The following is a 13,056-nucleotide window of genomic DNA, read 5'->3' on the forward strand; positions in this document are numbered from 1 at the left end:
AAAAAAATGAAAGACATGTTATTCGTTGCCGCGGGCGGAGCGCTTGGAACCTCTACCCGTTATGGCCTGCAATCGCTGCTGCCTGCGGCGGGTGCGGATTTTCCACTTGGTGTGCTGCTAATTAATTGGATCGGCTGCCTGTTTCTTGGTTGGTTCTTTACGGTAACCTTGCGATCATGGCGGATCAAGCCGCGATTGCGACTTGCCATCGGAACAGGCTTTACAGGGGGCTTTACCACCTTTTCCACTTTTGCAGTGGATGCTGTACGCCTCACAGTTCACGATCGTATGCTGACGGCTGTGTTGTACCTCCTGCTAAGCGTAGGCGGAGGGCTATTTTTGACATGGACAGGTATCCGTCTAGGTACAAAAATGACGCAGGCTGCTCCGAAGGAGGAACGCTTATGATCTGGTGGGCGGCGGCAGGCGGGATTATGGGTACACTGGCGAGATACGGGCTTGGTATGTGGGCCGGCAAGAGGTTGGGTACCGTATTCCCGTGGGGGACGTGGATCATTAACGTCAGCGGTTCATTGCTGCTAGGCTGGCTCTATGGTGAGTTTACGCAACACCAGTTGTCTCCTGCACTCTGGATGCTGTTAGGAACAGGTTTTTGTGGCAGCTACACCACCTTTTCCACATTCGGCTATGAATCTCTTCAACTGATGGAGCGCAAAGAATACCGACGCATGGCTACGTATGTACTTTCCTCTGTCGTGGTAGGAGTTGTAGCTGCGGCTATCGGGTACAGAGTCAGTTAAGCTTTATACATTTTCGAAATAACACGTAAAAATGCAATAAAAAGCTTCCAATCCCGACTCAAGGCATTCTCAGCCGTGATACGGTTTTGGAAGCTTAGTGCTGTACCTATACAGCTATTTTTTATCTCGTTCTTTGTACAATTCAGGTAAAAGGGATTCGAGTTCAGGTCTTGGATCAGGATCAGACAACTTCATTTCCTCCAGCGTTTGGACGGCAATCCGCAGCACAGTATAATCCCTATACCAACGGTTGTCTGAAGGAATGACATACCAAGGAGCTTGTTTGGTTGAGCTTAGCTCTAATACATCCTCATAATACTGGGTATATTGCTTCCAAAATTTCCGTTCCTGCAAATCACTTGGATCGAGTTTCCAGTTTTTGTGAGGCTTTTCAATTCGGTCGATCAGCTTTTCTAACTGAAATTGCTTTGAAATATGTAAAAAGATTTTAACCACCTTTACACCATTATCCAGCAACAACTGTTCAAAATGCTTGATATGCTTAATATTCCGTTTGGCCTGCTTATCGGATATCTGTCCGTGAACACGTGTAATTAGCACATCCTCATAATAAGAACGGTTAAATGCTGCAATATATCCACGTCCTGGGGTAACGCTATGAGCACGCCACAAGAAATCATGACTTAATTCCTCAGCCGTAGGCGATTTGAAGCTGTGGACCGTCACCCCCGCCGGATTCAGATTAGAAAATACCTGTTTGATGACGCCATCTTTGCCGCTGCAATCCATGCCCTGAAATATAAACAAAACGGATTGTTTTTTCTCTGTAAATAATTTGCTTTGTAATTCCGTGAAGCGTTCCTTCAATTGATCTGTTTCCTGTCGGATTTCTTCTTTATTTTTGATATTATTTGTATCCTTAGGGTCCCATTCTTTCAAAGAAACTTTTTTACCTGGTGTCAGCATTCCTAATGAATCAGACATAAAGGCACGCTCCTTTTCAATTGAAGTATGATCTTGTTTACATCATATACCCAAATGAGGATGTTATCAAAAGTTACTTACCTTAAAGGAGGAATTCAATTGGCGACGATAGCTGAGATTTCTGAAGATTTAGAAAAATGGACTGTATTTCTTACAGCTTTATCTCCATACTCAGATGAGCTACTTCGTAAACCCATAGTGGGTACATGGTCAATACAAGATATGATCAGTCATATTATGGGGTGGGACAAAAGCTTCACTAAGACACTCATACAGATTATCAATGAGGAACAAATTACGCTCCAAGAACATCCTGATGTACAAGCGTTTAACGATTCGTCCGTTGCATTCGGCAGAAATATGAAACCACATGATTTGTTAAATGAAGCTATTGCAGAGCGTAGGCGAATGATTGTGAAGCTCAAGATGGTTTCAGAATCAATGTTTATCCGTCAATTTCCTAATAGCTCATACACCATGGGAAATTTTTTGCAAGAAATGTTTGTCCAGCATGACAGACATCATAAAGAGCAGATTATGAATTCTTTACAAGCCATGAACTAAAATAAACTTTCATAAAAAAAAGTCGCCCCTTCCAAATCTGGAGAGACGACTTTTTTAATTCCTGCTATATCAATGCAAAATGGCTTTCATTTAAACCGTTTCAGGCTGAAGTTTTTCAACCTTATCAATGGTTCCTCCACCCAGACAGCGTTCCCCGTCGTAAAATACAACAGCTTGTCCAGGCGTAATGGCCTTTTGATGTACATCGAATATGACATGCACGGTCCCATCCGCAAGCCATTGTAAAGTTACTTGCTGATCAGGTTGGCGATAACGGAATTTGGCTGTGCAACGGAATTCGCCGGTCGGACGAGTATCTGCGCCTTCAATCCAGTTCACATCTGTTGCAATCAGGCTGGTAGAATACAGGCTGTGGTGACGATCACCCTGTACCACATACAGAATATTCTTCTCCAGATCCTTATCCGCTACGAACCACGGTTCGCCTGAACCTGAGCCGCCAATGCCCAAGCCTTGACGTTGACCCAGTGTATAGTACATCAGACCATCGTGGCGTCCTTTGACTTCACCAGTAGCGATATCCACCATGTCTCCACCTTTTGCAGGTAGATATCCACTCAGAAACTCCTTGAAATTACGCTCGCCGATAAAACATACGCCTGTGCTGTCTTTCTTCTTGGCCGTATACAGTCCCGCAGCTTCCGCAATTTTACGCACTTCTGGTTTCGGCAGATGACCGATAGGGAACATGGTTCGGGATAGCTGCTTTTGGCTTAACGCATTCAGGAAATAAGTTTGATCCTTGTTGCTGTCCACGCCTCGCAGCAAAGTAAAGTGGCCGTCTTCTTCCACAACCCGTGCATAATGTCCAGTAGCAACATAATCTGCTCCCAAATCCAGCGCTTTATTTAGAAACTCGCCGAATTTAATTTCACGGTTACACATGACATCCGGGTTGGGTGTGCGTCCAGCTTTATATTCATCAAGAAAATAAGAGAATACTTTATCGAAGTATTCTTTTTCAAAATTGACGGTATAGTAAGGAATGTCGATCTGTTCGCAGACACGGCGCACATCCTCCGCATCCTCCTCAGCCGTACAACGGCCAAATTCATCCGTGTCATCCCAGTTTTTCATGAAGATGCCGATTACGTCATAGCCCTGCTCCTTCAGCAGCAGCGCAGTAACGGATGAGTCGACGCCACCGGACATCCCGACGACGACACGGGTTTCATGATTGGCTTTAGCCATGGTCATCACCCAATTCTTTCAATATAGTTGTAGAACCCACCTATTGTAACATAAACGATAATAAGATACGATGTTTGGACGATCAAACGACACGGCGAACGATGGAAGAAAGCTACATAAAGCGGGCTAAAGCTGTTCCAAATCGCCCGAAAGCAACTTTTTTTAAGATAGTTACCGTAATGTTTCCCTTTACCTGCCCTAATATGTTAACATAAGCTGAGGGTTAGGATCGGAATAGAGAGGTTTACAACACCAGTTATTCCGCGTGTTTAACGGAATTGTTACTATAAGTGAGGTGGCACAATTGAAAATATCAACGAAAGGCCGTTACGGCCTGACCATTATGATGGAACTTGCAGCCAGGTTTGGCGAAGGTCCAACTTCTTTGAAAAGTATTGCCGAAAAAAATCAGCTGTCAGAGCATTATCTGGAACAGCTCATTGCGCCTTTGCGTAATGCAGGTTTGGTAAAAAGTATCCGTGGTGCTTACGGCGGTTATATTTTGGCAAATGAACCGGCAGGAGTAACAGCGGGAGACATCATTCGTGTACTGGAAGGTCCGATTTCTCCGGTCGATTTCACGGAAGAAGACGATCCGGCAAAACGTCAGCTGTGGCTGCGAATTCGTGACAGCATCGCTGAAGTGTTGGATTCTACTACACTTAAGGACTTGATCACATACCAAGAACATGATGAATTGGATAATTACATGTTCTACATTTGAGGTGGATAACATGAACAGAATTTATCTGGATCATGCCGCATCGACTCCTATGCATCCTGAGGTTGCGCAGACTATGATGGACATCATGACTGGCCAATTCGGCAACGCTTCGAGCGTTCATGCCTTTGGCCGCGATGCCAAGCGCACCGTCAGCGCTGCTCGGGATGCCGTTGCGGCCTCTTTGGGCTGCAAGCCTGAAGAAATTATTTTTACGAGCGGAGGAACAGAAAGTGATAATCTGGCCCTGTTTGGGACGGCTACGGCAGACGGCCGTACTTCAGGGCATATGATTACAACTGCGGTTGAACATCATGCAGTGCTTCATGCTTGTGATGAGCTGGAAAAAGCGGGGTATGAGGTAACTTATGTCCCGGTCAACGGGTTTGGACGCGTGAACCCTGCGGATATCGAGGCTGCCATTCGACCAGATACTTTTTTGATCAGCATGATGTATGCCAACAATGAGGTGGGCGTCATTCAGCCGATCTCAGAAGTAGGGCAGATTGCGAGAGAACATGGAGTTGTATTCCATGTAGATGCGGTTCAAGCTTTCGGTCATATATCCATCGACTGCCGGAACCTCCCGATTGACTTACTGAGTGTGTCTGGTCATAAGATTAACGGACCGCAAGGGGTTGGGGCATTGTATATCCGCCAAGGTACACGCCTTCAGCCGCTAATGCATGGGGGACTTCAGGAAAAGAAACGCCGTGCCGGAACAGAAAATATCGCCGGTATTACGGGGCTGGCTAAAGCCGCAACTCTTGCTAATGCTTCCATTGAGGAGCGTGGGGCGCACGATACGGTTCTTCGCCAGACGTTGCTTAAAGGGTTGGAAGACACTCTGGGTAGCCAAAATTTTGTGATTAACGGTGACCCTGATCATTCTTTACCTAATGTTCTCAATGTTAGCTTTCCGGCCATTGGTACAGAGACCATGTTGATGAACCTTGATATGGAAGGAATCGCAGCAGCAAGCGGATCAGCCTGCACTTCCGGATCTTTAGAGCTATCGCATGTATTGCAGGCGATGGATCTTCCTGAAGATGTTTTACATTCAGCGATTCGGTTTAGCTTCGGTTTGGGTAATACTACGGAAGAAATGGAATACACGGCCAAGAAAATTGAAACCATATGGAAGCGGCTGCGTACTAGGTACTAGGGATTTCTCCGCATTTTAATAAGAAGGGAGGGGCGGTTTTTCCATTTCATTGCATGAACGGAAGCAAGGTCTGACAGGCATGTAGGAAAAGGACCGCACCTTCGTTCAGATTGCAGAATGAGGAGGTACCCTATATATGAAGCTTCAAGATATGATCGGACTTGCCGTTTTCGATGTGGAGGACGGGAAGCAGATTGGTAAAATACATGACTTTATGGTGACAGCGGATTGGCGAATCTCAGGGATCGAGTTGGAAGGAAAGGGACTTTTTTCTTCTCACGTGAAAATGGTTGCTTGGGATGACATCGTTGCTTACGGTGAGGATGCGATCATGATTCGCAATCAGCAGGCTGTGCGTAAAATGGAGGCCCATGATATACAACATACGTACTTGCTTGGGCCTTGTAAACTGAAGGATCTATCCGTGCTAACAGAGGAAGGGCTTATGCTCGGGCACATCTCGGATGTTTATTTTGACCAGGAAATGGGCAATAACATAATAGGCTTGGAAATCAGCGATGGTTTTGTATCGGATATTATAGAGGGGCGGAAATGGCTGCCCTGCACCGAAGAGATGTCCATCGGGGAAAATGCTGTTATGGTTCCCCCATTAAGCGAGCAGCGTCTGGAAAAAGCCATATATTCTGTTAATGGATAGGGTGAGTTTATTGAGATGTCCGAATTGTAATTCCAAAGATATCGGAAAAATTGGCTCCCATCAATTTTATTGCTGGGGATGCTTTATCGAACTTCAGGTGAATGGTGAAAAAATGTCTGTCTACCAAGTGGAAGAGGATGGAACGCTCAGTTCGCTGGACGACCTATTCTTTGGAGATGAGATGGCACAACAGGACTTGCCGCAAATTCACGCTTCTTCCTAAGCTGGACACCAAAGGTGGACAGGCTGCTTACTAAGAGGTGTGATCTACATACGGCTTAGTAGGTTGTATAACGCTTGATAAAAAACAACGAAGAGGGTGCCCCGTACGGCCATAATGGCTGAGGGCACCCTCTTTTGTATACCGTTATTGTGAAGATGGTTAGTTCTACAATTTAAAGCGTTTGACCTCTTCCAATAGAAGATCTGCATGAGAATCGAGTTTGGCAGAAAGGTCAGCAATATTATTCATGGCATGACCTTGTTCTTGCACAGAGGAGGCCACTTCCTCTGTAGATGCTGCACTTTGCTCAGAAACAGCGACAACGCTGGAAATGACGTCGGAAATATGCCCGGCATTCACACGGAGATCATCTGCGGCGGCTGTAACGTCCTCAATTTGGGCAAGCATATGCTGAGAAGCGCCACGAATGGACTCAAACGCCTGTCTCGTTGCAATGGCAGCGTGCTCCTGTTCTACAGTTACAGCAAGAGCCCTCTTCATTTCCTCCGCGCTTTGTACTCCTGCAATCTTAATTTCTTCCAGCTTACTCATGATACTGTCACTGGAACTGCCCGCTTGCTCAGCCAGCTTTCTCACTTCTCCGGCGACGACGGCAAAACCTCGTCCGTGTTCCCCGGCCCGTGCTGCTTCGATGGATGCATTAAGGGCCAGCAGGTTTGTTTGTGCGGCGATATCATGGATGGCTCCGGCCAGCCGCTCAATATCCTGAGTTTTTAGCGTGAGTGAATCTACGGCTTCCCCTGCCGCAGTCGTCGTTTGCCTGGACTCGGCGGCCAGTTTCGCTTGACGTTCAGCTGTTTCATACCCTGCAAGCACGGCAGAATCTGTTTCGAATACGGCAGTTTGGGTCCGTTTGACACTTTCGCCAATCTGGTCGATGGAGCCTGTCATGTGAGTCAGCTTCTCAGAGCCGGAATATACAGCCTCAGCTTGGTCGCTCGCTCCTTGGGCAAGTTCCTGAACTGCGCTGGAGATTTGTGACGCGATGGTTCCAGTATCCTTAGCGTGCTGATGCATATCATGGGAAGCTGAGCTGACATCGCCTGCAGTATCTGATACCTTGCGCAACAGGTGAGAGAGATTATCAGACATGATATTAAAATCTGTACCCAGGCTGGCAATTTCATCTTTACCCTTAATATCCACACGAGCTGTCATATCGCCTTCAGCTATACGTTTGACGTTCACTTGAAGCTTCCGAATTGGCTTGATAAAGTTGTTTGCCGCCCAGATCGCCAGCAGCATAGCAACGACCAAGATGATAGCAACGGTAATAATCAACTGATTACGAGTGGAGTAATACTCCTGAAAAGCAATATCTTTTGAAATGGACAATCCTACAATCCAGCCAGTGCTAGGCATCTTTTTAAAATAAAGCTGACGGTCACTGCCATTATAGGTATAGTCTGTTTTTCCCGAAGCTGTGCTCAGCAGGGCCGCAGTTGATGAACCCAACTCGGGCGTATCCTTAAGGTTTTTACCGGCCAGCTTGCTGTCTGGGTGTGCGACCACAACTCCATTCTGGTCAATCAGAAATGCGTAGCCTAATCCGTTCAGGTTTATGTCTTTAATGATTTTTGTCATATCATTTAACATAATATCCTCGCTGACTACCCCGGTGATAGAGCCGTTGGAATCTTTGAGAGGTTTAGCAATAGAAATGGTGAAGTCCTTGCTGCCTGCATCGGTGTAAGGTGAGGAATAATACATTTCTCCCTTGGTTTTGGCATCCTTGTACCACGGACGAGCGCGAGGATCATAACCAGCTTCAAACCAGCCAGATCCATCCCAGTAGGATCCATCTTCAAAGCCTGCGTAGATGTTGGAAATATTTTGATCTTTATAGTTTTCAAAGGCTGCTTTCAGAGATACGGTTTTGGCATCTGATGAAATATCACTCGATTCCAGACCTGCAGCCAGTGTCTCGATAATTTTGGCATTGCCGCTGGTCCATCCGTCGAGCTGATTGACGGTTTCGGTGGCTTTACTAGTCATAAGCTCTTGTATGTCACGGTTGGCCTGTTTTTTGATACTTGTCATGCTAATAACGGATAAAGGCCCGGCTGCAACGATAACAATGCAAGTGAAAAGGAGAATAAGCTTGATTTTTAAGTTCATGTAATGACCCCCGATGTTTCAGAAATATGAAATCCTAAAATAGTGCTTTGTACTTATATCGTCAGATGGAATGACTTTGTTAATTATTTTCATCCGTTTTCATCATTTTTTTACAATGGTAATCGATGGAGCATTCCAGACTCGCGGGAAGGATTAAAGTAGAGGTACAGGCATATACTTAAAGAAGGCTAGTCCGGTAAGGGGGCACGAAATGGAGCAATTAACGAAAAGTAGACTGTTCCGGTACGGAATATGGACGCTGCTGGGACTTGTCATTCTATATTTTATCTGGCTGCTGCGACCTTTGTTTTTTCATTTGTATGAATTTCTGAAAACAATCATTGCTCCGTTTGCGGTAGCGATGATCATCTCCTATGTACTTAATCCTGTTGTCAATATGCTGGGCGGTCGCAAGGTGCCTCGAAGCGTAGCTGTGCTGCTCATCTATGCTGTATTTTTGGCCAGTCTCGTTGTGATTCTGATGAACCTGATTCCGATGTTTATTGAACAACTGGATGAGCTGAATGAGCATCTGCCTGAGCTGACCATGCATGCACAGGGATTAATGACGAATATGGATAGCGGCATTTTGCCCCAAGGGGTGCGAACGGGTATGAATCAATGGTTTTTCCAACTAGAGAATCGGATGGCAACCGGAATTTCTACCTTTATGGATAACATCGGCGGGATGATCAACATGCTGTTCAATGTATTCATTGTACCGTTCCTCATTTTTTATATTTTGAAAGATTTTGATGTGTTCGAGCGGACGATTGTGTCTTACCTCCCGCGTTCTCGTCGTAAGGCGATTGTAACGGTACTTAAGGAAATTGATCAGGCGCTTGGCAACTATGTCAGGGGACAATTACTGGTATGCGTCATTATTGGCGTGCTGGCTTATCTCGGATATATGCTGATTGGCATGCCTTATGCGCTGTTGCTGGCAGGAGTGGTTGCGGTTTTTAACATCGTTCCATATTTGGGCCCCTTTTTGGGAGCCGCTCCGGCAGTAATCATGGCTTCTACAATCTCCTTCAAAATGGTGCTTTTGGTCGTGGTCGTTAACACTTGTATTCAAGTGTTGGAAAGCAATGTCATTTCTCCCCAGGTGGTAGGACGAACGCTGCATCTGCATCCGATAGCCATTATTTTCGCTCTGCTAGTGGGTGGTGAAATTGCGGGAATTACCGGCTTGATTTTAGCGGTTCCCGTGATGGCGGTATTAAAGGTAGGACTTCAACATTTTTTTGCTTATTACGTGAAGCGGAAAACGATCTGATTTTGTCCTTACACCGTATGTATCTTGTCTGATATCGCGTTGACACGGCTAAATGACACGGATATACTGAATTGAGTATGTTTAAATGTGTTTATCCAGTAGGGAAAGCTCATTTCGAAGTGCGGGCTGAACCCGCCGGGATGCTCCCGTTACCAGTGAAAACAAGGCGATCGATCGTCCGTTAAGCAAATGTTGGTGTGCAGCTTGCGCATGGGCATTTCGTACAGAGGGGACGGCGTTAACCAGGGTGGTACCGCGATACAATCGTCCCTGATCCGTTCAGGGGCGTTTTTCTGTTTTTTTATGGCCTGTGCCAGGAACCAGTGACACCATAATTAGGAGGCTACTTATATGAAAGCTAGTGAAATCCGCTCCAAATGGCTGGAGTTTTTTGAAAGCAAGGGACATGTGATTGAACCAAGCGCGCCGCTTGTTCCACATAAAGATCCTTCCCTGCTGTGGATTAATGCGGGTATGGCACCGCTTAAGCCTTATTTTGACGGACGTGTGAAGCCAGAAAATCCACGTATCGCCAATTCGCAAAAATGTATTCGGACGAACGATATTGAGAATGTCGGTAAAACGCGCCGCCATCACACCTTTTTCGAAATGCTCGGCAACTTTTCTATTGGCGACTATTTTAAGGAAGAAGTCATTACATGGGCATGGGAGTTTCTGACGGATCCAAAATGGATTGGTTTTGATCCGGAACGTCTGGCTGTAACTGTGTATCCTGAGGATGAGGAAGCGTACAAGCTGTGGAACGAAAAAGTTGGACTTCCTGCCGAACGTATCATCAAACTGGAAGATAACTTTTGGGATATCGGTGAAGGTCCTTGCGGACCTTGTACGGAAATCTTTTATGATCGTGGCGAAGCCTACGGTAGCGACATGACGGACCCTGAAATGTATCCGGGGGGAGAAAATGAGCGTTATCTGGAAGTGTGGAACCTCGTTTTCTCACAATTCAACCATAACAAAGACGGTAGCTATACGCCGCTTCCAAACAAAAATATTGATACAGGGGCTGGATTGGAGCGTTTTGCATCCATTCTGCAAAATGTGGATTCCAACTTTGATACGGATATCTTCCAGCCACTAATTCAAAAAACAGCGGCGATGGCAGGAGTGAAATATAACGAAAATGTGGACAGTGATGTGGCTCTTAAGGTTATTGCTGACCATGTTCGTACCGTAGCTTTTGCAATTGGTGACGGTGTGCTGCCTTCTAATGAAGGACGCGGTTACGTGATCCGCCGTTTGCTGCGCCGGGCTGTGCGCTATGGCAAAATGCTGGGCATGAACCGTCCATTTATGTTTGAGCTGGTGGAAACCGTTGGGGATGTCATGGGTGTGTATTACCCTGAGGTAGTGGACAAGCGTGATTTCATCATCAAAGTGATCAAAACGGAAGAGGAACGCTTCCATGAAACACTGACAGATGGATTGGCAATTTTGTCCGATATCAGTGCTCAGGCGAAGGCAGAAGGTCGCAATGTCATTAGTGGAGCAGATGCCTTCAAACTGTATGATACGTACGGGTTCCCATTCGATCTCACAGAGGATTATGCAGACGAGCAGGGCTTGAAAGTAGACCGTGAAGGCTTTGATGAAGCGATGCAGGAACAACGCAAACGCGCCCGTGATGCACATCAGGACAGCGCCAGCATGAAGATTCAGGGCGGAGCTTTGTCCGATCTGGCGGTTAAAAGTGAATTTGTTGGATATAATGACCTCGTAACTGAGTCTAAAATTGTGGCGATTGTATATGAAGATGTACTGGTGGACACTGTTAGTGAAGGGCAGTCTTGCCAGGTCGTGCTGGATGTGACTCCTTTCTATGCCGAAAGCGGAGGACAAGTCAGTGACCAAGGCTTGCTGCGTGGAGGTACGGTAACCGCGAAGGTCGAAGGATTGTTTAAGGCGCCACAAGGTCAGCATGTGCATCAGGTTGTTGTAGAAGCTGGTGAGCTGAACGTTGGCGATACGGTGAAAGCTGAAGTTGATCAAGCTTCACGTGGAGAAATTGAGAAAAACCATACGGCTACGCATTTGCTTCACAAAGCGCTTAAAGAAGTGCTGGGTGACCATGTCAATCAGGCGGGTTCTTTGGTAGAGCCTGGGCGTCTGCGTTTTGATTTCTCCCATTTTGGAAGCATTACACCAGAAGAACTGGCGGATATTGAACTGCGTGTAAACCGTGCCATCTGGAGCCAACTGGACGTTAATATTGAACTGAAACCGATTGATGAAGCCAAGGCTCTCGGAGCAATGGCGCTGTTCGGTGAAAAATATGGAGATATCGTGCGGGTCGTTAAAGTAGGCGATTACAGCATTGAACTATGCGGTGGCTGTCATGTCAGCAATACTTCGCAAATTGGCTTGTTCAAGCTTGTCAGCGAGAGCGGCATTGGATCAGGTGTACGTCGTATTGAAGCGGTGACCGGACGTTTTGGTTTTGAATATATGGAAGGTCAATTAGAGCTGTTGAAGGTATCGGCTGGACTTGTAAAATCCAAGCTGTCTGAGGTACCAAAGCGTATCGAATCATTGCAGCAACAAATTAAAGACCTTAGTCGTGAAAATGAATCGCTGCAAAGCAAGCTGAGCGTTATTGAGGCAGGCCAGCTGACCGATCAGGTCGTGCAAGCAGGCGGGGTGCAACTGCTGGCTGCGCGCGTGCAGGCTTCCAGCATGGACGCGTTGCGTGCGATTGCTGATGAACTGAAAGGGAAACTTCCGGCTGCTGTGCTGGTGCTCGGCGCTGCAATGGACGATAAAGTTAATTTTGTCGTAGCAGTTCCGGCAGAGCATACCAAGGCCGGACTTCATGCAGGCAAGCTCGTGAAAGAAATTGCTGCCGTATGCGGTGGCGGCGGTGGCGGACGACCTGACATGGCGCAAGCCGGTGGTAAGGATGCCAGCAAGCTGGATGAAGCACTTCAACGTGCGCATGAACTGGTGGCGGCAGCCTCACAAGGATAAAGTTCGATATTTTTTGCAGATTTTTGGGAAAAAACGGGCTTAGATATTTCCTTGTAGGGCTTTGCTTATGGTATGATGTAAAAGAATAAGCTGGCATAAACATGTACACATGTTTTGTGGAAGCGAGGTGTCAACAATGGATTCCATGGACAAAACGGTCAAATTTAATGTCAAGGCAGATGAAAAGGAAGCTTCTGCTCAGGAGATTTTGTTGACCGTATATGATGCGTTGGTAGAAAAAGAATACAATCCGATCAATCAAATCGTCGGCTATTTGCTATCCGGTGATCCGGCTTATGTGCCACGGCATAATAATGCTAGAAGCCTGGTACGTAAAAAAGAACGCGATGAGTTGATTGAAGAGTTGGTTCGTTTCTATCTTGCTAAGCATCGTTAGGAGACAG

13 protein-coding genes are annotated in these 13,056 nt (G+C 46.3%); 10 read left to right on the forward strand and 3 right to left on the reverse strand.

The window, feature by feature from the left end:
- The first annotated feature begins 6 nt into the window (after window positions 1-6).
- Together crcB (JOD82_RS18230) and crcB (JOD82_RS18235) are read left to right on the forward strand one after the other, a co-directional pair.
- Complete coding sequence (gene crcB, locus JOD82_RS18230; RefSeq protein WP_029515733.1) at window positions 7-408, forward strand: fluoride efflux transporter CrcB; 402 nt, start codon at window positions 7-9, stop codon at window positions 406-408.
- Window positions 405-761, forward strand: coding sequence for a fluoride efflux transporter CrcB (crcB, locus tag JOD82_RS18235; protein WP_029515732.1), 357 nt, complete (start codon window positions 405-407; stop codon window positions 759-761). Before crcB (JOD82_RS18230) ends, crcB (JOD82_RS18235) begins: the two co-directional genes overlap by 4 nt.
- A gap of 114 nt (window positions 762-875) precedes the next feature.
- Here crcB (JOD82_RS18235) and JOD82_RS18240 read toward each other — a convergent pair whose 3' ends face one another.
- Window positions 876-1,706: a PPK2 family polyphosphate kinase gene (locus JOD82_RS18240; RefSeq protein ID WP_029515731.1), complete on the reverse strand. Its 831-nt coding sequence runs from the start codon at window positions 1,704-1,706 to the stop codon at window positions 876-878.
- Window positions 1,707-1,805: 99 nt separating this feature from the next.
- Between JOD82_RS18240 and JOD82_RS18245 the strand changes: the two genes are divergently transcribed.
- Window positions 1,806-2,270: a DinB family protein gene (locus tag JOD82_RS18245; protein WP_069012468.1), complete on the forward strand. Its 465-nt coding sequence runs from the start codon at window positions 1,806-1,808 to the stop codon at window positions 2,268-2,270.
- A 90-nt stretch (window positions 2,271-2,360) separates the two neighbouring features.
- Here JOD82_RS18245 and mnmA read toward each other — a convergent pair whose 3' ends face one another.
- Window positions 2,361-3,482 (reverse strand): tRNA 2-thiouridine(34) synthase MnmA, encoded by a 1,122-nt coding sequence (gene mnmA / locus JOD82_RS18250; RefSeq protein ID WP_029515730.1) that lies wholly within the window; start codon window positions 3,480-3,482, stop codon window positions 2,361-2,363.
- Window positions 3,483-3,786: 304 nt separating this feature from the next.
- On the opposite strand from mnmA, the gene cymR reads away from it, so the two are divergent.
- The 4 genes from cymR to JOD82_RS18270 all read left to right on the forward strand — a co-directional run bounded on the left by cymR (window position 3,787) and on the right by JOD82_RS18270 (window position 6,249).
- Window positions 3,787-4,206: a cysteine metabolism transcriptional regulator CymR gene (gene cymR, locus JOD82_RS18255; protein WP_013311532.1), complete on the forward strand. Its 420-nt coding sequence runs from the start codon at window positions 3,787-3,789 to the stop codon at window positions 4,204-4,206.
- Between the two features lie 10 nt (window positions 4,207-4,216).
- A complete protein-coding gene (locus tag JOD82_RS18260; protein WP_029515729.1) occupies window positions 4,217-5,368 on the forward strand; it encodes a cysteine desulfurase family protein in 1,152 nt (383 codons plus the stop codon).
- Window positions 5,369-5,504: 136 nt separating this feature from the next.
- Window positions 5,505-6,026 (forward strand): PRC-barrel domain-containing protein, encoded by a 522-nt coding sequence (locus JOD82_RS18265; RefSeq protein WP_029515728.1) that lies wholly within the window; start codon window positions 5,505-5,507, stop codon window positions 6,024-6,026.
- Window positions 6,027-6,036: 10 nt separating this feature from the next.
- Window positions 6,037-6,249 (forward strand): hypothetical protein, encoded by a 213-nt coding sequence (locus tag JOD82_RS18270; RefSeq protein ID WP_013311529.1) that lies wholly within the window; start codon window positions 6,037-6,039, stop codon window positions 6,247-6,249.
- Between the two features lie 165 nt (window positions 6,250-6,414).
- Here the strand turns inward: JOD82_RS18270 and JOD82_RS18275 are convergent, their stop codons facing one another.
- Entirely contained in the window at window positions 6,415-8,388 is a 1,974-nt protein-coding gene (locus tag JOD82_RS18275) for a methyl-accepting chemotaxis protein (protein ID WP_209949775.1), read from the reverse strand.
- A 211-nt stretch (window positions 8,389-8,599) separates the two neighbouring features.
- Here JOD82_RS18275 and JOD82_RS18280 point away from each other — a divergent pair, with 211 nt between their 5' ends.
- The 3 genes from JOD82_RS18280 to JOD82_RS18290 all read left to right on the forward strand — a co-directional run bounded on the left by JOD82_RS18280 (window position 8,600) and on the right by JOD82_RS18290 (window position 13,049).
- Window positions 8,600-9,667, forward strand: coding sequence for an AI-2E family transporter (locus JOD82_RS18280; protein ID WP_029515726.1), 1,068 nt, complete (start codon window positions 8,600-8,602; stop codon window positions 9,665-9,667).
- Window positions 9,668-10,018: 351 nt separating this feature from the next.
- On the forward strand, window positions 10,019-12,652 hold the full coding sequence (gene alaS / locus JOD82_RS18285) for an alanine--tRNA ligase (RefSeq protein WP_029515725.1): 2,634 nt from the start codon (window positions 10,019-10,021) through the stop codon (window positions 12,650-12,652).
- A 136-nt stretch (window positions 12,653-12,788) separates the two neighbouring features.
- Window positions 12,789-13,049 carry an IreB family regulatory phosphoprotein gene (locus tag JOD82_RS18290; RefSeq protein ID WP_007431624.1) on the forward strand — a complete coding sequence of 87 codons (261 nt, stop codon included), beginning with the start codon at window positions 12,789-12,791 and terminating at the stop codon, window positions 13,047-13,049.
- Window positions 13,050-13,056: the final 7 nt, after the last annotated feature.

This window comes from Paenibacillus sp. 1182 (assembly GCF_017833915.1).
In the GTDB taxonomy this organism is placed as follows: domain Bacteria; phylum Bacillota; class Bacilli; order Paenibacillales; family Paenibacillaceae; genus Paenibacillus; species Paenibacillus polymyxa_D.

Bases quoted from the DNA above. Each gene is read 5' to 3' on its own strand.
- crcB (WP_029515733.1), top strand. From the start codon at position 7: ATGAAAGACATGTTATTCGTTGCCGCGGGCGGAGCGCTTGGAACCTCT.
- crcB (WP_029515732.1), top strand. From the start codon at position 405: ATGATCTGGTGGGCGGCGGCAGGCGGGATTATGGGTACACTGGCGAGA.
- JOD82_RS18240 (WP_029515731.1), bottom strand. From the start codon at position 1,706: ATGTCTGATTCATTAGGAATGCTGACACCAGGTAAAAAAGTTTCTTTG.
- mnmA (WP_029515730.1), bottom strand. From the start codon at position 3,482: ATGGCTAAAGCCAATCATGAAACCCGTGTCGTCGTCGGGATGTCCGGT.
- JOD82_RS18260 (WP_029515729.1), top strand. From the start codon at position 4,217: ATGAACAGAATTTATCTGGATCATGCCGCATCGACTCCTATGCATCCT.
- JOD82_RS18265 (WP_029515728.1), top strand. From the start codon at position 5,505: ATGAAGCTTCAAGATATGATCGGACTTGCCGTTTTCGATGTGGAGGAC.
- JOD82_RS18275 (WP_209949775.1), bottom strand. From the start codon at position 8,388: ATGAACTTAAAAATCAAGCTTATTCTCCTTTTCACTTGCATTGTTATC.
- JOD82_RS18280 (WP_029515726.1), top strand. From the start codon at position 8,600: ATGGAGCAATTAACGAAAAGTAGACTGTTCCGGTACGGAATATGGACG.
- alaS (WP_029515725.1), top strand. From the start codon at position 10,019: ATGAAAGCTAGTGAAATCCGCTCCAAATGGCTGGAGTTTTTTGAAAGC.
- JOD82_RS18290 (WP_007431624.1), top strand. From the start codon at position 12,789: ATGGATTCCATGGACAAAACGGTCAAATTTAATGTCAAGGCAGATGAA.